We start from the raw sequence: 21,991 nt of genomic DNA, 5'->3' as shown, positions 1-21,991 counted from the left end.
TCCTCACATGCCCGAGCTTCTGGAAAAATGGGCCCGGGGCCTTGACGCCGTCGTCGAGGTTCTGGGCCGCGTCGCGGCGTGGACGGGCCTTGCGCTCGTCCTCGTCATGGCGGGCAACGTCGTGGCCCGCTACCTGTTCAAAGTGGGGTCGGTCGCCACGCAGGAGCTTGAATGGCACCTGATGGCGCCGCTGACGCTGCTGTGCATCGCCTACGCGATCAAGCATGACGGGCACGTCCGCGTCGACGTGCTCTATTCGCGCCTGCCCGAGATGGCGCGCCGTCTCATCGACCTGTTCTCGGCGCTCTGCGCGCTCGCGCTCGCGGTGATCGTGGTCAAGATCTCGATCCCCTACGTCATGCAATCCTACCGCATTGGCGAAGGCTCTCCGGACCCCGGCGGGCTGCCCTATCGCTGGATTATCAAGGCCATGATCCCGGCGGGCTTCGTCCTGTTCGGCGTTCAGAGCCTGGGCGCGGTTCTGCGCGCGCTGAAGCCGTTCTTCGGCGGTCGCGACGGTCTCAAGACGGCGTCGATCAATGCCGGTTAACGAGATCCTCGCGATCGCCTGCATCGCATCCTTCTTCGTGCTCCTGTTCGTCGGCGTGCCGGTCGCGCTGACGCTCGCCATCTCCGGCTTCGTGTTCGGCTGGATCGGCTTTGGGACGGGCCTCTTCAACCTCTTGCCGGCGCGCATCTACGGCGTGACCGCGAACTACACGCTGATCGCCATCCCGCTCTTCGTCTTCATGGGGGTCATGCTCGAGAAATCGCGCATGGCCGACGAGTTGATGGAGGTGATCGGCTATCTGGCCGGCGGCCTTCGCGGCGGCATGGGGCTCGGCATCGTGCTGGTCGGCGCGCTGATGGGCGCGACCACGGGCATCGTGGGCGCCACCATCGTGACGCTCGGCCTCCTCACGCTCCCGACGCTGCTGCGCCGCGGATACGACAAGCAACTGTCCTGCGGGGCGATCTGCGCGTCGGGCTCTCTCGGCCAGCTCATCCCGCCATCGACGGTCATCATCCTGCTCGCCGACATCATGGGAGAGTCGGTCGGCACGCTGTTCGCCGCGGCCGTCTTCCCCGGCCTGCTGCTGACCGCGATCCTCGGCGGCTACATCTTGCTCGTCGGCGTGTTCAAGCCAGAGATGGCGCCCGCCATTCCGCTCGCCGAACGCCAGGCGATGCCGCGAAAGGAGCTGCTGAAGAAGACGCTGAAGGTCGGCGTGCCGCCGATCGCGCTGGTGCTTGCGGTGCTCGGCTCGATCATCGGCGGCGTCGCGGCGCCGACCGAGGCCGCCTCGATGGGCGCGGTGGGCTCGATCATCGTGGCCGCGGTCGCCGGACGGCTGACGATGAAGACGCTCGTGGACGTGGTGAACTCCACCGCGCGCATCACCGCCACGATGTTCTTCATCCTGATCTGCTCGCAGGTGTTCGCGCTCGCCTTCCGCGGGCTCGGCGGCGAGAAGCTCGTCCACGACGCCTTCGAGCTCGTTCCGGGCGGGGCCACCGGCATGCTGATCTTCATGCTGGCGATCATCTTCGTGCTCGGCTTCTTCATCGAGTGGATCGAGATCAGCTACATCGTCGTGCCGATGTTCCTGCCGCTGATGCTCGCCGACGGCGTCAACATCGTCTGGGCCGCCTCCCTCATCGCGGTGGTGCTCCAGACCTCGTTCCTGACGCCGCCCTTCGGCTGGGCGCTGTTCTACCTCCGGGGCGTCGCGCCCCCGGAGGTGACGACGCTCGACATCTACAAGGGCGTCGTGCCGTTCATCGGCCTCCAGCTCATCGCGCTCGTGCTGGTGTTCGCCTTCCCCGGCATCGCCACATGGCTGCCGACGGCGATCGGCTGGTGAGCGACCGCGAGATCCGGGCGGCGTTCGCCCGGATCTCTCGATCCGAAAGGCGTCCGCCACCCTCCAACCTTCCTGCTTGCTTTCCGCCAAGGCCGCTGAGACAGTTGTTCCCGGAGAAATTGTGTCCGCCGCCGAAAGCTTAGGAGGCGGCCGCTTGCGGTGCGAGGGGGACATGTCCGCGCAAGTCGAAGGGACGCCCGTCGACCGGGACGCCGTGCGGGACGGCGTGATCGACATCATCCGGGGCTACGCCAAGGTCAAGGAGCTCAGCGCCGCGACCCAACTCGACAAGATCGGCGTCGATTCCTTCGACTTCGTCGAAATCGTCTTCAAGATCGAAGAGAAATACGGCGTCGAGATCGACTACAACGCGAACGCGAGCTTCTCGGACATCAGCACCGTGGGGCTGCTCGCGGACAAGGTCGTGGCGCTCGTCGAGGCCAAGAAGACCGCGTGACGCGCATCCTCGTCACAGGCGTCGGCGTCATGTCGGCTGCCGGGCTCGACGCCGGCCGGTTCTGGTCGTCGTTGATCTCGGCGAGGCCGACGTTCCGCGAGGCCTCGGGCGCGCCCGGGAGCGGGGTCTTGGTCGCCGAGATCCTCGATCCGGAGCCGTTCCAGCATCTCGGCGTCAATCTCGCGGCCTGCGACCGCAGCGCGCTGCTGGCCGTCGGCGCGGCGCGCGAGGCGCTGGCCGACGCCGGCTTTTCGGGGCCGTTCGAGCGGCCGGACCGCGTCGCGGCGATCATCGGCTGCGGCGGCGGCGGCATCATGAGCGTCGAGGAGCAATACGCCCGCCGCTCCGCCGATCCCTCCGCGCGGCCACATCCGCGCACCGTGTCGAAGGTGATGGTGAGCTCCTCGGCGAGCTGGGTGTCGATGACCACGGGCGCGCGCGGGCCCTGCTTCGTCACCTCGAGCGCCTGCGCCTCCGCCACCCACGCGATCGGCGTTGCGCTCCAGCTTCTGCGGGCCGGCGTCGCCGACGTCGCGATCGCGGGCGGGACCGAGGCGCCGCTGTCGCTTGGCTGCCTCAACTCCTGGGAGGCCATGAAGATCATGACCTCGACCGCCTGCAGACCGTTCGCGCGCGGGCGCGACGGGCTGATGCTGGGCGAAGGCGCGGGCGCGATCATCCTGGAGACCGAGGCGCATGCGCGCCGCCGCGGCGCGGAGGCCGCGATCGAGCTCGCGGGCTACGGCGCGACCGCCGACGCCGGCAGCCTGCTCGCGCCGAGCGTCGAGGGCATGACGGCGGCGATGCGGCTCGCGATCGAGGATGGCGGGCTCGACGCAGGCGAGATCGCCTATGTGAACGCCCACGGCACCGGAACGGCCGCCAACGACGTCGCCGAGGCCGAGGCGCTAAACGCGCTGTTCGGCGCCGGGCGCGTTCCGCCGGTCTCCTCGATCAAGGGCGTGACCGGCCATTCGCTCGGCGCCGCCGGCGCGATCGAGGCGGTGGCGACGGTGCTGGCGATGCGGCGCTCCGTCGCCCCGCCGACCGCGAATTTCGACGCGCCCGACCCGCGCTGCGACATCGACTGCGTCCCCAACGTCGCGCGCGAGATGGCGATCCCGGCCGCTCTGTCGAACTCCTTCGCGTTCGGCGGGCTGAACGCCGCGCTCGCCTTCCGCGCCCTCGGCTAGCGCCGCCAGGCGAGACCGCCCGCAGCCGTCATGCCCGGCGGAGCCGGGCATCCACGACTTTCTGGGATCGCCGGGCGCGACGCCGAAGTCGTGGATACCCGCGCCAAGAGCGCGGGCATGACGCGGTGGTTCTCTCGGAGCTCAGCGCGCTTGCGCCGCCAGCCTGCGGGCGAGCGCCGCGGCGGCGGCGAGCTCCGCCTCGATCCGCGCCGGGGCGGACCCGTCGAGCCAGCCGCCGGTCTTCAGCGCGCTCATATGCGCGCGGATCTCGCGCCCGGAATCGATGAGGCCGGCGGCGGCCGCGCGGCGGTCGAGGCCGATCGCGCCGAGCGCGCTGCGCAGCAGACCGGAGCCGTCGCGCCGGGGCGTGAGCGAAAAGAATTCGACCGGACGCCCGGTCGCAGCGGCGTCGGCCGCCATCGAGACGCTGTCCTCGGTGACGATCGCGGCGTCGGCGGCCGCGAGGAAGTCGCGGTAGCGGTTCGGGTCCTCGCCGAAGATCGAGACCAGCCGGTCGCCCGAGGGCGGGATCGCGGCTTTGAGCGCCTCCGCCGCCGCGGCGCTGGTGCGCGGCGAGGTCGCGACCATCAGGGCGCCGCCGTCGTCGCGCTGGCGCTCGAGCGCGCGCCGGGCGAGCGCCGCGGCCTCCGCGGGGCCGAAACGCAGTCCCGCGGCGTCTCCGCCCGCGGCGACGAGCAGCCTCGGGCGCGCAAGCGCGGCGAGGTCGCCGGGGTCTCCCGCCGCTTCGGCGCGCGGCGGCGTCAATGGAAACAGGTTGACGACGACGTTCGGACCCGGAGGCTGGCCGTATTGCGGCGTGGTGAGGACCGCGTCGAACCACGCGCCCGGTGCCCAGCTGCGGCCAAGATGCAGGAGCCGGCTGCCTCGCCGCGCCTTGAGCCAGAGCGCGGCCGGCGCGGACCGTTTGCCGGCTGCGATCACGAGGTCCGGCGGCGGCGCGGCGCGCAGCGCGTCCTGCGTCGCGGCGTCGTAGGAGAACAGCGATCCTGTCCGCCTGAGATTGGGCAGCGCCTCGAGCCCCTTGCGCAACTCAAGACGCTTGACGACGACCGGCAGCCCGGTGGCGGCTGCGAGCGTCTCGATCTGCGCGTTGTCGCCCGGCCGCCTCGCGAGCAGCGCCCAGACGACCGGCGCGGCTTGGGCGGCGGGACGGAATGCTTGGAACATCTGCGTGATAAATCAGGTGAACCGAAGACCTATGCCGATTCTGGTGACAGGAAAGCGACAGGTCGGTGACGATCCAAAGGGTTGATCGTCTCTAAACTGTCGCGGCGCACGTCTAAGCTTGCATCCATGCTGAACCGTCTCACACACGCGCCCGCCCGCATCGCCCAGTCCGACAAGGATCGGCTGCGCGTCATGCTGCTCGCCAAGCACGCCGCGAGCACAGGCGCGCCCGATCAGGTCGACGGCAACCACGCCATCTACCACCATGAGCTCCGCACGACGCTCGAGGCGATCGGCCTGGACGTTACGCCGGCTCAGGACTTCTCTTCCGTCGAGGGCGAGGTCAGGGCCGACTTCGTGTTCACGCTGCTGAACCGCGCCGGTTTCCAGAACTCCGAGATGCTGGCCCCGCTGCTGCTCGCGCGCCGCGGCGTGCCGTTCCTCGGCGCGAGCCCGATCATCCGGGGCCTCGCCGACGACAAGCATCTCAGCAAGGTCGTGGCCGCGCGCCACGGCGTGCCGACAGCGCGCTGGATCTCGTGCCGCCTCGGCCAGCCGGTCGTCGAGCCCGGCTTCCGCGCCGAGCGTCTGGTCGTGAAGCCCAACGCCTCCTCAGCCTCCTGGGGCGTGAAGATCGTCGACGACTGGGCCTCGGCCCGCGAGCATGTCGAGCGTCTGCACGCGCTCGGCCACGACGTGGTGGTGGAGGAGTATCATCCGATCCTCGACGTCGCCGTGCCGGTGATCGGCGGCGATGGGCCCGAGCCGTGGCTGCTGCCGCCGATGGCGCACACGCCCGAGACGCCGGGCGAGCTCCGCTCCTATGAAGAGAAGCGCGCGCTTGTGCCGACGCTCGCCGGGTCCGATCCGCTGTCGGTGGTCGAGGACCGCGACGTCGTCGAGCGCCTCAACGACTATTCCCGCCGGCTCTGCGCCGAGCTCTGGCCGTTCGACTACGGGCGCTTCGAGTTCCGCTTCGATCCGAAATCCGGCGCGATCAGCTTCATGGAAGTGAACCTGTCCTGCAATCTGTGGTCCCGGAAGAGCATCTCGCGCTCGGCCGCCAGCATCGGGATGGACCACGCCACGCTCGTCGAATCGATCGTCGCCCACAGCATGCGCCGGCAGGGCGTCATCTCCGCCGCGCTGATGGAACGGGCGGCGTGACCGAGGTCCCTGCAGGGCGGCCGCTCACCGTCCTCCTGCTCGCCGGCCAGCGCGAGGGCCGCGTCGATCCGCTCGCCGAGGCCACGGGCGTCACGTTGAAGGCCATGGTTCCGGTCGCGGGCTGCCCGATGCTGCTCCACGCGCTGACGACGCTCGCCAAGACCCCGACGGTCGGCCGGATCGTGGTTTCGATCAACGCTGGTTCGGGAATCGAGTCCCTGCCCGAGGTCGCGGCGCTCATCCGCGACGGCCGGCTCGACATCCGCGACGCGCGTCCGAACCTCGTCGACAGCGTGTTCTTCGCGCTCGAGGGCCAGGAGTTCCCGGTCCTGATCACCACCGCCGACAACGTGCTGCTGACGCCCGCCACGGTCCGCGAGATCGACGGCGCGGCGCGCGCCCGCGGCGCCGACGTCGCGGTCGCGCTCGCCCGGCGCGAGGACGTGCTCGCCGCCCATCCGGACGGCCAGCGCCGGTTCTACCGCTTCGGCTGCGGCTACTACTCCAACTGCAACAGCTACTGGATCGGCGCGCGCTCGGCGCTCGCGCCCGCGGAGCTGTTCCGCACCGGCGGGCAGTTCGTGAAGCATCCGAGCCGCGTCATCGGCGCGCTCGGCGTCGCGGGGCTGTTCGAGCTGGTGCGCTTCCGCTTCGGCCTCGGCACGCTCGAGCAGGGCTGCGCGCGGCTGTCGAAGCGCTTCGGCCTCGACATCCGCCCCGTGGTGGTGAGCGACGGCGCGACCGCGATCGACGTCGACGCCGAACGCAGCCTGAAGGTCGCCGAAGAGGTCATCGCCCGCCGCCGCGCCGCGACCGACGAGACCGCTTCCCGCCGCGCGCCCGCCGCGGCCTGACGGGCGCCTGCCGCCGTGCTGACGCTTCGCGTGATTCCTCCGCGGCTGCTGTTCGCCAAGCCGCGAGGCTCCGCCGACGCCGATCTCGCAGCCCTCTATTTCGAAGCTCTCCGCCGCCATTGGTCCGCCTCCGACCGCGCGCTCGCGCTTGCTCTGTCGGCCGCCGCCGCGCTCGCGAACCTTCCGGCGCTCGGCCGAAACGGCGCCTGGGCGAATGGCTGGAACGCGGCCGAAGAGGCGCTGCTGGAGCCCGGGCTCGACCGGCGCGCGCATCTCTCAATGGCGGCGCGCAAGGGCGTGCACCGGCTGATCAATCCCGGCGCGTTTCCGCTGGCGCAAAACCCGCTCAAGAACAAGCGCCTGTTCGCCGCCCGTTGCCGGCAGGCCGGGCTCGCCGTCCCGGAGCAGTTCGACGGCCCTTCCGATGCGCTTGCGCCTTGGCTCGACGGGCTGAGCGCATTTCTGGCCAAGCCCAATTACGCCTCGAAGGGGCAGGGCATTCTGGGCTTTCGCCGCGAGCGCGGCGGCTGGCTGCGCGACGGCGACCCGATCGGCGCCGCCGAGGCGATCGCGGGCGCGACGGAGATGCTTTCCCGCGGCGGCGTGCTGCAACGCGCGTGCCTCGCGCATCCCGATCTCCATGATCTCTCCCCCGGCGCGCTGCCGACGCTTCGGGTGATGACCGCGATCGACGAGGCCGGCCGGGCCGAGGTCTGCGACCGCGTCATCCGCCTCTCGGCCGGCGGCCCGCGCGCGGTCGACAATTTCAACGCCGGCAACATCGTGGCGGGCCTCGACGAAGACGGCCGCATCGCCCGCGCGTTCCGCCGCGCGGGGGGGCGCGTGGTCGAGGTGGAGCGCCATCCGTCGACCGGCGCGGTGCTGAAGGGCCGCCGCCCGCCCGACCTCGACGCCGCGCTTGCGCTCGCGTCGCGCGCCCATGAGGCGTTCCGGCATGGGTTTTCGGTGATCGGCTGGGACGTCGGGCTTTCGGAGACCGGCCCGGTGCTGATCGAGGGCAACTGGAGCCCGGGCTCCGACATCCTGGCGCTGGTGTTCGGAAGGGCGCTCGGGGACACGCGGCTCGGGGCGCTCTACCGGCATCATCTCGGCGCGGCGTCTCCCGAGGCATGGCGGGCGGCGAAACCCATTGAGGGCGAGCCGCGGGGCCAAGAGCCGGCGCTGGTGGAACGCGCGGCTCTGTCGGTCTGAGCGCAGGAACCGCGCCCTTGTCCCGGCCTTGAGCCGGGACCCAGAGCCGACGCCGTTTCCGAAAGTCGCAGGACGCGCGCCGTTTGTTCTTCGAACCGTCTCGGTTCTGGGTCCCGGCTCAAGGCCGGGACAAGGGGCGTCGCGCTTGACATGTCTCCCCGGAAGACCTTCTTCCGGCATGAGATGACTTTGGTGTTCTTAGAGTTATTCTAATGAAGCCTCTGCACAGGCGCGACGTTCTCCGCGCCGGGGTCGCGCTCGCGGCGCCCGCGCTGCTGCCGGCCCGCGCCTTCGCGGCCGAGACGCTCGTGCTCTACAACGGCCAGCACGCCGAGCCCGCGACCGCGGTCGTCCACGCCTTCATGGCGGCGACCGGCGTGACGGTCGCGATCCGGAAAGGCGGCAGCGCTCAGCTCGCGAACCAGATCGTCGAGGAGGGCGCGCGCTCTCCCGCCGACGTGTTCTTCTCCGAAGAGACCGCGCCCGTCACCACGCTCGCCGCGCGGAAGCTGCTGGCGCCGGTCGACAAGGCGACGCTCGACCAGATCCCCGCCCGCTATGCGGCCAATGACGGCCGCTGGATCGGCGTCACGGCGCGCTGCCGGGTGGTGGCCTACGACAAGCAGGCCGTGAAGGCGGAAGAGCTGCCGGCCTCGGTGCTCGATTTCGCCACGCCCGCCTTCAAGGATCGCGTCGCCTATGTGCCGACGAGCGGCGAGTTCCAGAGCCAGTCGCTCGCGATCCTGAGGCTGAAGGGGCGCGACGCCGCGCTCGGCTGGCTGAAGGGGCTGAAGGAGAACGGACGCGTCTACAACGGCAACGTCGCGGCCGTGCAGGCGGTGCAGCGCGGCGAGATCGCGACGGCGCTCGTCAACTCCTACTACTGGTATGCGGTCGCCGACGAGATCGGCCCGGAAAACATGCGCTGCGAGCTGCATTATCTCGGCAAGAAAGACCCCGGAGCGCTGGTGACGCTCTCCGCCGCCGGCGCGCTCGCCTCCAGCAAGAAGCCCGAGCTCGCCCAGCGCTTCCTCGCCTTCATGACCGGCGACGCCGGCCAGAAGGCGATCGTCGAGGCGGTGGCCGAATATCCGGTGCGGCCCGGCGTCGCCTCTCCTTACGACCTCAAGCCCCTCGACCAGCTCGACCCGCCGGATCTCACGCCCGACGACGTCAGCGACGCGGTCGAGGCGCTCTCGCTCCAGCGCGAAGCCGGGCTCGCATGAGCCTTGCGTCGCGGCGGTGGGAGAGCGCGCCGCCGCTCTGGCTCGCGCTCGCCGCGCTCGTCCCCTGCCTGCTGATCGCGCTGCCGCTGGTCTATGTGGCCCTGCGCGCGAGCGAGGCCGGGGCCGCAGGCGTCGCCGCCGAGCTCATTCGCCCGCGCACGCTCGAGCTTCTGCTCAACACCGTCGCGCTCGGCGTGTCCGTCACCGTGATTTCGTCCGTGCTCGGCGTCGCGGCCGCCTGGTGCGTCGAGCGCTCCGACATTCCGTTCCGCCCGTTCTGGCGCATCGCCGCGGCGCTGCCGCTTGCGGTGCCGGCCTTCGTCGCGAGCTTCGCCTGGGCCTCGATCGACGTCGCGTTCCAGGGGATGGCGGGCGCGATCCTGATCCTGTCGCTGTCGCATTTTCCGCTCGTCTATCTGCCGGTCGCCGCGGCGCTCAGGGGCATGGACCCGGCCTTCGAGGACGTGTCGCGCTCGCTCGGGCGCTCGCCCGCCAGAACCTTCTTCGGCGTGGTGCTGCCGCAGGCCTGGCCGGCGCTGGGGGCGGGCGCCCTGCTGGTGTTGACCCACATGCTCGCCGAGTTCGGCGCGCTGGCGCTGCTGCGCGTCCAGACCTTCACGACCGCGATCTTCGCCTCCTACGAACTCCAGTTCGACAGCGCGACCGCCGCGCTTCAGTCCGCGGTGCTGCTGGCGCTGACGCTTCCGGCGGCCTTCGGCGAGATGCGGCTGCGGCGCGGCGTGCGCGTCTCGCGGTCCGGCCGCGGCGCGCGGCGCACGCAACGGGCGATCGCGCTCGGGCGCGCCAAACCCTTCGTGCTGGCGGGCCTCGCCGCGCTGATCGCGCTTTCGACGGCGGTCCCGGCCGGGATGCTGGTCTATTGGGCCGCGGTGGGCGCCTCGACCACGCGGGGCCTGCCGGACATCTGGCCGGCGATCGGCGGCACGCTCTCGCTCGCTCTGCCTGGCGCGGTGATCGTCACGGCGCTCGCGCTGCCGCTGGTGCTCGCCGCCATCCGCCATCCGGGCCCGGCGTCGCGGCTCGTCGACCGGCTGCCTTACGTCGTCCATGGCCTGCCGGGCGTGGTGGTGGCGCTCGCGCTCACCTTCTTCGCGATCCGTTTCCTGCCCGACCTCTACCAGACCTCCGCGCTGCTCTTCGCCGCCTACGCCGCCCTGTTCCTGCCGCTCGCCCAATCGGCGCTCAGGGCCTCGGTGGAGCTCGCGCCGCCGCGGCTGGAGGAGGTCGCGCGCAGCTTGGGCAAGGGCCCGTTCCTCGCCTTCGTCTCGGTGACGCTGCCCGCGATCCTGCCAGGCGTCGGGGCGTCGCTTGCGCTGATGACGCTGGAGCTCGCCCGAGAGCTCACCGCGACCCTGCTGCTCGCGCCCATCGGCGTCACGACGCTCGCCACCGAAGTCTGGTCGCGGGCCAACGACGGCCAATACGCCGCCGCCGCTCCCTTCGCCGCGCTTCTGGTCGCGCTTTCGGCTCTGCCGGTCTATGTCTTCACGCGCCGCAGCCTGGAGCTTCACGACCTGTGACGAAAAGCGTGCAAGTCCGCGACGTGTCGAAGGCCTTCGCCGGCCACGCCGTGCTGCGCGGCGTCGATTTCGCGGTGGAGCCCGGCAAGATAGCGGCGTTGCTCGGGCCTTCCGGCTGCGGAAAGACCACGCTGCTGCGCGCCATCGCGGGCTTTGATCGGATCGACGGCGGCGAGATCCTGATCGACGGCGCGCGTGTGTCGGGCTCCGGCTCGCACCTGCCGCCCGAAAAGCGCCGCGTCGGCTATGTGCCTCAGGAAGGCGCGCTGTTTCCCCATCTCACCGTCGCCGGCAATGTCGGCTACGGCCTGAAGCGCCGCGAGCGCACCAGGGAGCGCATCGGCGCGGCGCTGGCGCTCGTCGGGCTCGAGGCGCTGATGGAGCGCTATCCTCACCAGCTGTCCGGCGGCCAGCAGCAGCGCGTCGCGCTCGCCCGCGCGCTTGCGCCCGGGCCGAAGCTCGTGGTGCTGGACGAGCCGTTCAACGGCCTCGACCTCGACCTGCGCCGCAGCCTCTGCGCCGAAGTCACCGCGGCGCTCCAGCGCGCCGGCGCCTCCGCGGTGCTCGTGACGCACGACCCCGAAGAGGCCTTCGCCTCGGCCGACGTCGTCGCCGTCATGCAGGAGGGCCGCATCGCCCAGCAGGACGAGCCCCGCGCCGTCTACCGCCGGCCTGCGAGCGCCGCGGTCGCGCGCATCACCGGCGGCGCGATCTTTCTCGAGGCGACCGTGACGGGCGCGGCCGCCGAAACCCCGCTCGGGCCCGCCGCGCTTGTCGCCGCGCCGCCGCAGGGCGACGGCCGCGCGTCGGTCTGCGTGCGGCCGGAGCAGATCGTTCTCGGCGCGCCCGGACAGGCCGCGACGGTGGTCGAGCGAAGTTTCCGCGGCGACCACGACCTCCTCACCGTGACGGTCGGCGAGCGGCGCCTGTCGGTGCGGGCGCCTGCGCATCCCGACAGCGGCCTCGACGCGATCCGCCTGCGGATCGAGGGGCCGTGCGTGGCGTTTCCGCCTGTCGCCTGACCGGCCGGGCTGCTCTGCGCCCGCTTTCCACATGCCGGACGCTTGACCGACTCGGTTGCGTCTGCGAACCGGATGCGCTTCGGTTTCCAAGGAAAGGCGCGGGATCAGATGAGCACGGTCAACCCGGATGAGGTCGCCAAGGACCAGCTCGTGGCCTTCGTCGAGCGCATCGAGCGGCTCGAGGAAGAGAAAAAGGGCATCGCGGACGACATCAAGGAGGTCTACGCCGAGGCCAAGGGCAACGGCTTCGACGTCAAGGTGCTCCGCAAGGTCATCTCGGTCCGCAAGCAGGACGCCAGCGAGCGCGCCGAGCAGGAGGCGATCCTCGACCTCTATCTCTCCGCGCTCGGCATGCAGGCCGACTGACAGGCGGTTCGCCGCGCGGATGTGAAAAAGCCCCGGGCCGTGAGGTCCGGGGCTTTTTCGTGGCGGTCGCAGAGACGGCGGGCGGCCGACCCGCCGCCGACCCGCCGCCGCGTCGACTCGCCGCCGCGGCGTCATCCCGGGCTTGACCCGGGATCCAGAACCGATCCGGCTGTTCCAGACTCCCGCCGCGGCGTCGGTTCTGGATCCCGGGTCAAGCCCGGGATGACGGGGATGGTTCAGGCGCGCTGGGGGGGGGCGGTCTTGGTTTGGCGCAAAGGCCCGACCCTCCGCCGCCGCGTCATCCCGGCCGCAGAGCCGGGATCTAGAACCGATCCGGCCGTTCCAGACTCCCGTCGCGGCGTCGGTTCTGGATCCCGAGTCAGGCTCGGGATGACGGGGTGGTTCAGGCGCGCTGGGGGGAGGGGGCCGTGGCGCTTGGCGCGAAGGCTCGACCGACCCGCCGCCGGGTCATCCCGGCCGCAGAGCCGGGATCCAGAGCCGATCCGGCCGTTCCAGACTCCCGTCGCGGCGTCGGCTCTGGATCCCGGGTCATGCCCGGGATGACGGGCGTGGTTCGGGCGCTCTGAGGGGAGGGGCGGCGTGGTTCGGTTGCGCAAAACAAAAGCCCCGGACTGCAGGGTCCGGGGCTTTGTCTTTCGTTTCAGGCGACGCGCGACGCGCTCAGCCGTGATGGCGGACGGGCTTGGCCGCGAGATTGTCGCCGGTCATGAACGACTGCGTGCGCAGCAGCATCACCGACGAGCCCTGAAACTTGTCGCAGCGGGCGCCGACGACGGCGGCCGTCGTGAAGCCGCCGGCGAGCGCCGCGGTCGGCGACACGAAGAGCCCCGCGGCGTGCGCCGGATGGTGCATCTCCATCGAATACTCGGCGCGCGCCTCGGTCAGGAAGGCCGAGTAGCTCGCCTCGTCGAGCGGGGTCGAGACCATCGGCTCGACGCTGAGCGTCGCGCGGCGGCGCATCGGGGCGGTGGCGGCGGCGTAGACCGCGGCGGGCGTGGCGTAGGGCGACAGCACGCGCACGTTCGGGTCGGTCGGCACCGCGGCCGTGACCTTGGTCTGCGGCGCGACGGCGGCGCGGGTCTGGGCGGCTCCGACGTCGACGCCCGGCGCGGCATAGGCGAGCGACAGCTCGCCGTTCTCGTTCACGCGGCGCTTGCCGAGGAACGCGTCGGGCAGGCGCGGGAACGTCGAGGCCTCGGCCTGGTAGGCGCTCGCCGCGTTCGGGTCGATCTCACGCGGCTTCTGTTCGGCGGTCGGCGCCGGGAGCGCGGCCAGCACCGCGATGGCGCTGTCGGGCGTCGGGCGCGGCTTCGGCGTCGGAATGCTGGAGGCGAGCGCAAGCGCCGGCTCGGTGGCCTGCACCGGCTGGCCCTGCATCGGCTGCGCGCCGGTCTTCCAGGCCATCTGCGGGCCGGCGTCCTCGGCGGAGGCGAGCTGATAGCCGTCGGACGGGGCCGAGGGCGGCAGCGGGATCGGCTTGCCGGCGACGGCGGTCGGAGCGACCGGCGGCAGCGGCACGGCGGAGGCCATGGCGACCTGCGCGGCCTGGGCCGGACGCGACGGCGCGATCGGCGGCATCGGCACGACCGCGCTGGCGACGGCGGTCTCGGCCTGTGCGGCGGCGGGCGCCGACGGACGGACCATGTCGGCGGGGCGCGCCATCGGCATCGGCGTGACCTTGACGGTCGCGACGCGGGTCGGGGCCGGAGCCGCCGCCGCGCCTTCGTCGTCGCCCGAGGACGACGACGCCGCGCCGCCGCGGGCCGGGGCCGCGGCCACCTGGGTCGAGGCCTCGTCCTCGCTCTCGTCCGCGCCGCCGAAGAGGCGCGCGAAGAAGCTCTTGCCGGAAGACGAGGAGCCGCCGCCCGCATAGGCGCTGTCGAGCGAGACCTCGCCGCGCGAACGCAGTTCGGCGGCGGCGAGCTGATAGCCCGGCATCTGGCCGCCTTCGGCCGGCTGGTGGACGGTCTTGCCGCCCGGGAAGATCTTGGCGAGCTGCGAGCGGCTCATGCGCGGCCAGGCGCGGATGCTGCCGGCGTCGAGATGGACGAAGGGGCGGCCCGAGGTCGGGTAGAAGCCGACGCCGCCGCGCTGCAGGCGGATGCCGGCCTCGCGCACCGAGGAGACGGGAACGCCCGTGATGTAGAAGTCCATCGCGCGGCCGAGCATGTGCTGGCTGAACTTCGCGACGCCCGACGAACGGGCGCGCAGATACGCGTTGGTCTCGGGCGAGCGGTAGGACGACACGATGTTGATCATGCCGCCGCGGCCGACCTGGCGGTGCACTTCCCAGACGATGTCAAAGAGCTTGGGCTCCATGCGCGTCTGTTTGTTGTTGCGCCAGTCGCGCAGGAAGAAGCTCAGCTGGCGGAGCCCCTCGGCGTCGTAGCGCCCGTTGCGCTTGAACGTCACCGTGACGTTGTCGCCGCGATGGGTGTGATAGAGCGTGAGCGACCGCGTATCGCCGTTCGCCTGAGCGTTCTGGGTGCCGTCGGAGGCCGCGATGGACGCGACGCCGCCGAGAAGGACCGCGCAGAGGCCGCGCTGAATGCGGCGGGCGACGGTGCGTCCAGACGAAGGGGTGTCGTTCAATGGTCTGTCCTGACCCTAAGAGACCGCGCACGACGCTTCCGCCGCGCGCGCCGCTAATGATCAACAAAGTTTCAGCGAGAGTGGTTAACCAGCAGTGACTAAACCGCCGAAAACCGTCCCCCGATCCCCCGACCTGTGCTTTCCTAGCCGCGCCCTACCCGAAAAGCCAGCGCGAAATTGTGTTCGCCCCGTGAAAATGATCTAGCGTTCTCTTTTTAGACATATTTACGACGCCCGGACGAATCGCCCGGGCGCCGTCAGTATTCAGCGTGAAGAGCCGAAGATGCGCGACAGCCAGTCGCCGGGGCTCGCGACCCGTTGCTGCTGCGGCGCGGGAACCGCGGCCGCCTGGGCTTCGGCCGTCTGCGCGGCGGTCGGCTTCGGCTTCGGCTTGGCGATCACCTGCGGGGCCGCGGGCTTGGGCAGCGGCGGCAACGGCTCGCCCTTCAGCGCCGCCTTCAGCCGCCCGTCGAGCGAATAGAAGTCGTTGCGGGTCTCGAGCTTGCCGTCCGGGCCGACCCAGGCGGTGAAGTAGGTGAGATGCACCGGGATCGGCGACTTGAGCGTCAGAGACCGCTCCTTGCCGCCCACCATCGACTTCAGCTTCGCGCCCGAGAGCCCCTGGTCGCCCGACAGCGCGTCGGCGAATTCGAGCGGCCGGTCGACGCGCACGCAGCCGTGGCTGAGCGCGCGCTCGTTGCGCTCGAACATCTTCCGGGTCGGCGTGTCGTGCAGATAGACCGCGTGGCTGTTCGGGAACATGAACTTGATGTTGCCGAGCGCGTTGCGCTCGCCCGGGGGCTGGCGGATGCGCAGCTTGTTGGTGCGGATGCCTTCCCAGTCGAGCGCCGCCGGGCGGCCGCGGCTGTCCACCACCTCGAAGCCCTTGAGCGAGGAGCCCTGCATCTCCTTGAGCGCGATGGTCGAGGGCACGTTCCAGTACGGATTGACCACGATGTGGTCGATCTCGTTGGAGAAGATCGGCGTCTGGTTGGTCGACTTCCCGACGATCACGCGGGTGTCGTAGGTCGAGGCGCCGTCCTGCATGATGTGCAGGCGGTAGGCCGGGATGTCGACGAAGACGTGCTTGGTGCCGAGGTCGCGCGGCGTCCAGCGCCACCGCTCCATGTTGATCTCGATGAGATCGGCGTCGTCATGCGGGCGCGACACGGCGTTGAGCGCGCGCACCGTCTGCTTGTTGATGAGCCCCGAGGCGCCGATCTTCGACTTCTTCTGGAACGCGACGACCGCGTCCTGCAGCTCGCTGTCGTAATAGAGGTCGTCGGGCGCGCCGAAGAGGCCGAGGCGCTTCCTCAGGGCCGGCACGCGCGGGTCGTCCATGCCGGGCTCGATCAGCTTGCCGAAGTCGATGCGCGGCAGGTCCGGCTGGTCCTTGCGGTCCGCGCGGGCGGCGTGGAGCAGCTTGCGCAGCTCCTGGAACTGGGGAGCCTGCGGGTTGAACGCGTCGAGCGCGGCCGCGACGTCCTGGCTCTGCTCGAGCGAGGCGAGCGCCTGGGCCGCGTCGAACGGCGTGCCTTCGACGGTGATCGAGGGGCTGACCACGCCCGGCTTCACGCGCCCGCCCCACGCCTTGCGGGCGTAGGAGAGCGCGACGGCCGACATCTGGACTTCGGCGCGCGCCACGTCGGCCGGGGTTCCGGTCGCCGGGTCGCCGGGCAGGCGGAAGTCGCGCGCGTCGAGCGCGTCGTCGGCGGCCTTAGCGATGCGGTCCTTGGCGGCGGAGGCCTTGGGCGAAAGGTGGCCGTCCTTGATCCAGATCGGCTCGTCCTTGCGCGCCGTGTAGAAGGCGACGAGCGCCTGGCGGTCGGCGACCGACATCTTCACCTGCGCGGTCGGGCCGGTCTCGGCGAGGAGGGCGGCGATCGCGGCCGGCAGCGGCGCGAGGTTTTCGGCGATCGGCTGCGGAGCCATCGGCGACAGCGCCGCAGGAGCCGTCGGCGTCAGCGCGTTCGGCGCGGCGGGCGCGGTCGGCGTCGCCTCGTCGATCGCGCCGGTGGCGAAATCCTGCTCGTTCGCAGGCGCCGGGATCGCGACGGGCGCGGGCTCGGGCGTCGCGGCGACGCCGGTCTCGGCGCGAACGGACGCCGCGGCGAGCGCGCATGCGGCCGCGCCTGCGAGCAGCGTCATCGAGAAGCGTCCGACGGAACGGCGCTTGATCTTGAGCGCGTCGGCTTGGGTCACCATGGCCCCCCTCAGTCCTTCGTCGTCCCGGGACGATGCGTGCGCCCGGAATCCATTACAACAATTTCGTCGAACACGAACGCGTTCATGCGACGGCTTCGCCGCGCCCCGTGTCGCGCTCGCCACATTCGCCGTCGAGGCCAAGGTCCTTGATTCGGCGATAGAGCGTCGATCGGCCGATGCCGAGCCGGCGGGCGACTTCCGTCATCTGCCCGTCGAGATGGCGGATAGCGTAGCGGATCGCGTCGGCCTCGATCGCCTCGAGCGGGCGCAGCGCGCCGTCGGCGGAAAACAGCGGCAGCGCCGGCGCCTCGGCGCGGATCTCGAGCTCGGGCTCGTCGAGGTCGCGGGCGAGCGAGGGCAGCGGCGCGGGCGCCTCGACCTCCTCCGGCGCCACGCCGACCATCGCGGCGATCTGGGGGAAGTCGGCGGGCCGGAGCTCCGGGCCCTCCGACAGCACCACGGCGCGGAACACCGCGTTCTCGAGCTCGCGCACGTTGCCCGGCCAGTCGTGGCGCTCCAGCAGCGCGAGCGCGGCCGGCGAGACGTCGGTGACGGCGCGGCTTTCTTCGGCGGCGAACCGCAGCACGAAGCGGCGCACGAGGTCCTTGAGGTCGGAGAGGCGCTGGCGCAGCGGCGGCACGGCGAGCGGGAACACGCTCAGCCGGTAGTAGAGATCCTCGCGGAACGCGCCCTGGCGCACGCGCGCCTGCAGGTCGCGGTTGGTCGCCGAGATGATGCGGATGTCGACCTTCACCGAGCGTTTGGCGCCCACGGGATCGACCTCGCCTTCCTGGATCGCGCGCAGCAGCTTCACCTGCGCGTCGGCCGGCAGCTCGCCGATCTCGTCGAGGAACAGCGTGCCGCCATGAGCCTCGACGAACTTGCCGACGTGCCGGTCGGTCGCGCCCGTGAACGCGCCCTTCTCGTGGCCGAACAGGATGGATTCGATCAGATTGTGGGGCAGCGCCCCGCAGTTCACCGGCACGAACGGCTTGCCGCGCCGCTCGCCCGAGCCCGCGATCGCGCGCGCCAGCAGCTCCTTGCCGACGCCGGACTCGCCCTCGATCAGCACCGGGATGTTGGAGGCAGCGGCGCGCTCGCCGAGCCTGCGGGCCTCGATCATCGTCGGGGCGCGGCTCGGCAGGTCGCGGAAGCTCAGCGTGCCGTTGGCGCGGCGGCCGAGACGCCGGATCTCGCCCTGCAGCGCCTGGGTGCGCAGCGCGTTGCGGATCGAGACCTGGAGCCGCTCCGGGCCGACGGGCTTCACCACGAAGTCGGAGGCGCCGGCGCGCATCGCCGCCACCACCGCGTCGATCGAGCCGTTGGCGGTCTGGACGATCACGGGCGCGGCGATCCCGAGTTCGCGCATGCGCCCCATCACGCCGATGCCGTCGAGGCCGGGCATCGACAGGTCGAGAATGACGAGGTCATAGGCCGCGCCGCGCGCGGTGAGCGCCTCGATCGCCTCCTCGCCGTCCTCGGCGGTGCGCGCGTCGTGGCCGAACCGGCGGATCTGCGACTCGAGCAGGCGGCGCTGCACCGGGTCGTCGTCGACGATGAGGACCACGGCGTTCATTCGAGAGCTTTCGCGAGGCGGCTGATCACGGCTTCGCAGCATCAAGGCTCAGGGTAAACGCGCGCTTAAGCTTGAACGTTTCACGCGGTCGCCCCTGTTGAACGCGGCGGCCCAGCGCGCGATATCGGGGGCCCAGTCCCCCAAGACGACCGAAGGTTCGATCGCCCCCGTGTCCTCCGCCGCCTCCGCCGCGCTCGGGCCCCTGCCCGAATGGAACCTCTCCCATCTCTACGCCGGAACGGACGCGCCCGAGCTCAAACGCGACTTCGAGCGCTGCCTCGCCGACGCCAAGGCTTTCGAGGCGGCCTACAAGGGCGAGCTCGCCGAGCTCGCGGCCTCGGGCGGCCTGCTCAAGGCGGTGAAGGACTTCGAGGCGCTCGACGACCTCACGGGCCGCGTCGCCTCCTATGCCGGGCTCGTCTATTCGGAGGACACCTCCGACCCGAAGCGCTCCAAGTTCTACGGCGACTGCCAGCAGAAGCTGACCGACGTCTGGTCGCATCTCCTGTTCTTCACGCTCGAGCTCAACCGGCTCGAGGACGCCATGCTGGACGCGGCGCTTCAGGACGAGGGCCTGGCGCATTACCGCCCGTTCCTCGACGACGTCCGCAAGGAGCGCCCGCACCAGCTCGAGGACCGGGTCGAGCAGCTCTTCCACGAGAAGTCGGTCACCGGCGGCTCGGCCTGGCGGCGCCTGTTCGACGAGACCGTCTCGGCCATGCGGTTCAAGGTCGGCGACGAGACGCTCACGCTGGAGCCGACGCTCAACCAGCTCCAGGACCCAGATCCCGCCATCCGCGAACGCGCCGCGGGCGCGCTCGCCGAGACCTTCAAGGCCAACACGCGCACCTTCGGCCTCATCACCAACGTGCTGGCCAAGGACAAGGAGATCTCGGACCGCTGGCGCTCCTTCGAGGACGTCGCCGACAGCCGGCATCTCGCAAACCGCGTCGAGCGCGAGGTGGTGGACGCGCTGGTCTCGGCGGTGCGCGACGCCTATCCGCGGCTCTCGCACCGTTATTACGCGCTCAAAGCCAAGTGGTTCGGCATGGAGCGCCTCAACCACTGGGACCGCAACGCCCCGCTGCCGACGGCGCAGAGCCGCATCATCCCGTGGGACGAGGCGCGCGACACCGTGCTCGGCGCCTATGGGGGCTTCGCGCCCGAAATGGCCGACATCGCCCGCCGCTTCTTCGACGAGAGCTGGATCGACGCCCCGGCCCGTCCCGGCAAGGCGCCGGGCGCCTTCGCGCATCCCACCACGCCCTCGGCCCATCCTTACGTGCTGCTGAACTATCTCGGCCGCCCGCGCGACGTGATGACGCTCGCCCATGAGCTCGGCCATGGCGTGCATCAGGTGCTTGCGGGCGTCCAGGGCCCGCTGATGGCCCCGACGCCGCTGACGCTCGCCGAGACCGCGTCGGTGTTCGGCGAGATGCTCACTTTCCGGGCGATGCTCGCCAAGACCTCCGATCCCGCCCAACGCAAGGCGATGCTCGCCGGCAAGGTCGAGGACATGCTGAACACGGTGGTCCGGCAGATCGCCTTCTACACCTTCGAGCGCAGGATTCACCTGGAGCGCAAGGAGGGCGAGATCCCGGCCGAGCGCATCGGCGAGATCTGGATGGAGGTGCAGTCCGAGAGCCTGGGGCCCTCGATCCATCTCGGCGAGGGCTACGAGACCTTCTGGGTCTACATCTCGCACTTCACCCATTCGCCGTTCTACGTCTACGCCTACGCCTTCGGCGACTGCCTCGTGAACTCGCTCTACGCCGTCTACGAGAACGCCTCCGACGGCTTTGCGGAGCGCTATTTCGCGCTGCTGTCGGCCGGCGGCACCAAGCATCACTCCGAGCTGCTGAAGCCCTTCGGCCTCGACGCCGCCGACCCCGCCTTCTGGTCGACGGGCCTCGGGCTGATCGAGCGCATGATCGGCGAGCTCGAGGCGATGGAGGCGTAAGGGCTCCGGCTCTGACGAAGACTCGCGCCGGCCGAGCTGCGGCGCGAGCCCTCCCGAACCGCCGCCCGTCATCCCGGCCGAAGAGCCGGGATCCAGATCCGATCCGGTTTCTCCAGACTCCCTCCGCGGCGTCGGCTCTGGATCCCGGGTCAGGCCCGGGATGACGGGGTGGTTCGGGCGCGTCGATCGGGCAGGGGTGCGGTCCAGGCGGGGGCGTGGTCTCGGCCCGGAGGCCGTCGAGCCCCGCCGCCGTCATCCCGGCCGAAGAGCCGGGATCCAGAACCGAGGCGTTCGATCCAGATCCTGCCGCGGGGGCGGTTCCGGATCCCGGGTGAGGCCCGGGATGAGGGGATGGTTCGGGCGCGTCGATCGGGCAGGGGTGCGGTCCGGGCGGGGACGCGGTCTCGGCCCGGAGACCGTCGAGCCCCGCCGCCGTCATCCCGGCCGCAGAGCCGGGATCCAGAACCGATCCGGCCGCTCCAGACTCCCGCCGCGGCGTCGGTTCTGGATCCCGGGTCAAGCCCGGGATGACGGGCGTGTTTCCCCCGGCGTCGTCTGAGGCCAAGCCTTTCGACCCGGGGCCGCGCGGGCCGTCGCCCAAAACTCCAAAGGAGCGAAAAAACAACGTTCCGCAACCCGATGTCTTGACTTGACTGAGTCTTTTCCGCAATTCAGCCTGATTCGTCGCCAATGAGTTAATGCGTCGGGGCTTTTGGGGAATCGGGACTTCAACGTCATGTCCGACCTGTCCAGCGCGGCGTTCGCCTTCGGCGTCGCCGCCACCTTCCTGGCGGCGACCAGCGCGCATGCGGTCGACGCCGCCGCCACGCCGCAGGCCGTCGCGCTCGTCTCCGGCGGCGTCGCCGCCAAGCCCGCCGACGATCCCTCGCTCCCGAAGGTCGAGATGGCGCCCGCCGGCGAGAGCCGCCGGTCCGACGGCGCCGAGGCCACGCTCGACGGCCTCGCCCGCGACTGCGCCAATCTCGGCGCCGAGACGATCTGCAAGATCGCGCTCGTCGGCGAGGGCGCGCGCCGCAAGGCCGGCGCCGCCGCCGCGATCGACGCGCCCATGACCATCGAGGTGAAGGACGGCGACGGCCGCTCCATCGAGACCCGGCGGATCAGCCTCAAGGTCGAGATGCCGGAAGGGGTCCAGAAGGTCTCGTTCCGCCATGTCGAGGAGAACGTCTCGCTGCCGCCGGCCTCCGCCGCCGGCTATGGCGGCTGGACCATCGTGGTCGGGCTCGAGCCGGGCGACGCGAGCGTCGCGGACGCCGCCGGCGACGACGGCGAGATCGAACAGGTCGCGCCGCCCCCGCGCGCCAAGTCCAAGCGCTCGCGCTCGGCGCGGGCCAAGGCGGTGCGGCAGGCCCGCACCGCGGCCGCGCGCCAGCAGCCGGCCCAGCCCGCCCAGCCGCCGGTGGCGGTGTCGACGAGGCCGCTCGCCGCGCCGCCCACCATCACCACCACGACCAATGGCGGGCCGCTGGCGCGCGCCGCGCAGGGCTTCACCGAGCGCCGCGACACCGCGCTCCAGGCCGACCGC

Annotated in this window: 17 protein-coding genes; 13 read left to right on the top strand and 4 right to left on the bottom strand. The window is 71.1% G+C overall.

The genetic code is table 11. The annotated features are described in order from the left end of the window. Positions 1–7: 7 nt before the first annotated feature. The 4 genes from ACFOWB_RS02265 to ACFOWB_RS02250 all read left to right on the top strand — a co-directional run bounded on the left by ACFOWB_RS02265 (position 8) and on the right by ACFOWB_RS02250 (position 3,515). Positions 8–550: a TRAP transporter small permease subunit gene (locus ACFOWB_RS02265; protein WP_261401514.1), complete on the top strand. Its 543-nt coding sequence runs from the start codon at positions 8–10 to the stop codon at positions 548–550. Continuing rightward, positions 540–1,865 carry a TRAP transporter large permease gene (locus ACFOWB_RS02260; RefSeq protein ID WP_261401515.1) on the top strand — a complete coding sequence of 442 codons (1,326 nt, stop codon included), beginning with the start codon at positions 540–542 and terminating at the stop codon, positions 1,863–1,865. The genes ACFOWB_RS02265 and ACFOWB_RS02260 overlap by 11 nt, the downstream gene beginning before the upstream one ends. A gap of 172 nt (positions 1,866–2,037) precedes the next feature. Continuing rightward, positions 2,038–2,322, top strand: a complete 285-nt coding sequence (locus ACFOWB_RS02255; protein WP_261401516.1) for an acyl carrier protein — start codon at positions 2,038–2,040, stop codon at positions 2,320–2,322. After that, a complete protein-coding gene (locus ACFOWB_RS02250) occupies positions 2,319–3,515 on the top strand; it encodes a beta-ketoacyl-[acyl-carrier-protein] synthase family protein (RefSeq protein ID WP_261401517.1) in 1,197 nt (398 codons plus the stop codon). The genes ACFOWB_RS02255 and ACFOWB_RS02250 overlap by 4 nt, the downstream gene beginning before the upstream one ends. A gap of 141 nt (positions 3,516–3,656) precedes the next feature. Here the strand turns inward: ACFOWB_RS02250 and ACFOWB_RS02245 are convergent, their stop codons facing one another. Beyond that, entirely contained in the window at positions 3,657–4,703 is a 1,047-nt protein-coding gene (locus ACFOWB_RS02245) for an ELM1/GtrOC1 family putative glycosyltransferase (protein WP_378145442.1), read from the bottom strand. 126 nt (positions 4,704–4,829) lie between these two features. Between ACFOWB_RS02245 and ACFOWB_RS02240 the strand changes: the two genes are divergently transcribed. The 7 genes from ACFOWB_RS02240 to ACFOWB_RS02210 all read left to right on the top strand — a co-directional run bounded on the left by ACFOWB_RS02240 (position 4,830) and on the right by ACFOWB_RS02210 (position 12,091). Beyond that, on the top strand, positions 4,830–5,870 hold the full coding sequence (locus ACFOWB_RS02240) for a D-alanine--D-alanine ligase family protein (protein ID WP_378145440.1): 1,041 nt from the start codon (positions 4,830–4,832) through the stop codon (positions 5,868–5,870). Continuing rightward, positions 5,867–6,724 carry an NTP transferase domain-containing protein gene (locus ACFOWB_RS02235; RefSeq protein WP_378145438.1) on the top strand — a complete coding sequence of 286 codons (858 nt, stop codon included), beginning with the start codon at positions 5,867–5,869 and terminating at the stop codon, positions 6,722–6,724. Before ACFOWB_RS02240 ends, ACFOWB_RS02235 begins: the two co-directional genes overlap by 4 nt. A gap of 15 nt (positions 6,725–6,739) precedes the next feature. Next, entirely contained in the window at positions 6,740–7,936 is a 1,197-nt protein-coding gene (locus ACFOWB_RS02230; protein ID WP_378145436.1) for a sugar-transfer associated ATP-grasp domain-containing protein, read from the top strand. Between the two features lie 212 nt (positions 7,937–8,148). Then, a complete protein-coding gene (locus tag ACFOWB_RS02225; protein ID WP_261401524.1) occupies positions 8,149–9,162 on the top strand; it encodes an extracellular solute-binding protein in 1,014 nt (337 codons plus the stop codon). Continuing rightward, on the top strand, positions 9,159–10,703 hold the full coding sequence (locus ACFOWB_RS02220) for an ABC transporter permease (protein ID WP_261401525.1): 1,545 nt from the start codon (positions 9,159–9,161) through the stop codon (positions 10,701–10,703). Before ACFOWB_RS02225 ends, ACFOWB_RS02220 begins: the two co-directional genes overlap by 4 nt. Beyond that, positions 10,700–11,725 carry an ABC transporter ATP-binding protein gene (locus tag ACFOWB_RS02215; protein WP_378145433.1) on the top strand — a complete coding sequence of 342 codons (1,026 nt, stop codon included), beginning with the start codon at positions 10,700–10,702 and terminating at the stop codon, positions 11,723–11,725. Before ACFOWB_RS02220 ends, ACFOWB_RS02215 begins: the two co-directional genes overlap by 4 nt. Before the next feature lie 108 nt (positions 11,726–11,833). Beyond that, positions 11,834–12,091 carry a DUF2312 domain-containing protein gene (locus ACFOWB_RS02210; RefSeq protein WP_261401527.1) on the top strand — a complete coding sequence of 86 codons (258 nt, stop codon included), beginning with the start codon at positions 11,834–11,836 and terminating at the stop codon, positions 12,089–12,091. Positions 12,092–12,772: 681 nt separating this feature from the next. Here ACFOWB_RS02210 and ACFOWB_RS02205 read toward each other — a convergent pair. From ACFOWB_RS02205 to ACFOWB_RS02195, 3 genes are all read right to left on the bottom strand, one after another. Next, positions 12,773–14,704 (bottom strand): DUF882 domain-containing protein, encoded by a 1,932-nt coding sequence (locus ACFOWB_RS02205; protein ID WP_378145430.1) that lies wholly within the window; start codon positions 14,702–14,704, stop codon positions 12,773–12,775. 264 nt (positions 14,705–14,968) lie between these two features. Continuing rightward, positions 14,969–16,909 (bottom strand): L,D-transpeptidase family protein, encoded by a 1,941-nt coding sequence (locus ACFOWB_RS02200; protein ID WP_261401529.1) that lies wholly within the window; start codon positions 16,907–16,909, stop codon positions 14,969–14,971. Positions 16,910–16,991: 82 nt separating this feature from the next. After that, the gene (locus ACFOWB_RS02195) at positions 16,992–18,485 is read right to left on the bottom strand and encodes a sigma-54-dependent transcriptional regulator (RefSeq protein WP_261401530.1); all 1,494 of its coding nucleotides are present in this window, start codon (positions 18,483–18,485) and stop codon (positions 16,992–16,994) included. A gap of 169 nt (positions 18,486–18,654) precedes the next feature. Between ACFOWB_RS02195 and ACFOWB_RS02190 the strand changes: the two genes are divergently transcribed. Together ACFOWB_RS02190 and ACFOWB_RS02185 are read left to right on the top strand one after the other, a co-directional pair. Then, positions 18,655–20,445 carry a M3 family oligoendopeptidase gene (locus ACFOWB_RS02190; RefSeq protein WP_378145427.1) on the top strand — a complete coding sequence of 597 codons (1,791 nt, stop codon included), beginning with the start codon at positions 18,655–18,657 and terminating at the stop codon, positions 20,443–20,445. A 736-nt stretch (positions 20,446–21,181) separates the two neighbouring features. Next, positions 21,182–21,991 (top strand): hypothetical protein (locus ACFOWB_RS02185; protein ID WP_378145424.1); only part of this gene is annotated, 810 nt, incomplete at its 3' end.

The organism is Chenggangzhangella methanolivorans, assembly GCF_042648545.1.
Lineage (GTDB): Bacteria > Pseudomonadota > Alphaproteobacteria > Rhizobiales > Methylopilaceae > Methylopila > Methylopila methanolivorans.
This window is presented reverse-complemented; position numbering and strand designations above follow the sequence as displayed.

Bases quoted from the DNA above. Each gene is read 5' to 3' on its own strand.
- ACFOWB_RS02225 (WP_261401524.1), top strand. From the start codon at position 8,149: ATGAAGCCTCTGCACAGGCGCGACGTTCTCCGCGCCGGGGTCGCGCTC.
- ACFOWB_RS02260 (WP_261401515.1), top strand. From the start codon at position 540: ATGCCGGTTAACGAGATCCTCGCGATCGCCTGCATCGCATCCTTCTTC.
- ACFOWB_RS02255 (WP_261401516.1), top strand. From the start codon at position 2,038: ATGTCCGCGCAAGTCGAAGGGACGCCCGTCGACCGGGACGCCGTGCGG.
- ACFOWB_RS02240 (WP_378145440.1), top strand. From the start codon at position 4,830: ATGCTGAACCGTCTCACACACGCGCCCGCCCGCATCGCCCAGTCCGAC.
- ACFOWB_RS02210 (WP_261401527.1), top strand. From the start codon at position 11,834: ATGAGCACGGTCAACCCGGATGAGGTCGCCAAGGACCAGCTCGTGGCC.
- ACFOWB_RS02195 (WP_261401530.1), bottom strand. From the start codon at position 18,485: ATGAACGCCGTGGTCCTCATCGTCGACGACGACCCGGTGCAGCGCCGC.
- ACFOWB_RS02200 (WP_261401529.1), bottom strand. From the start codon at position 16,909: ATGGTGACCCAAGCCGACGCGCTCAAGATCAAGCGCCGTTCCGTCGGA.
- ACFOWB_RS02245 (WP_378145442.1), bottom strand. From the start codon at position 4,703: ATGTTCCAAGCATTCCGTCCCGCCGCCCAAGCCGCGCCGGTCGTCTGG.
- ACFOWB_RS02220 (WP_261401525.1), top strand. From the start codon at position 9,159: ATGAGCCTTGCGTCGCGGCGGTGGGAGAGCGCGCCGCCGCTCTGGCTC.
- ACFOWB_RS02265 (WP_261401514.1), top strand. From the start codon at position 8: ATGCCCGAGCTTCTGGAAAAATGGGCCCGGGGCCTTGACGCCGTCGTC.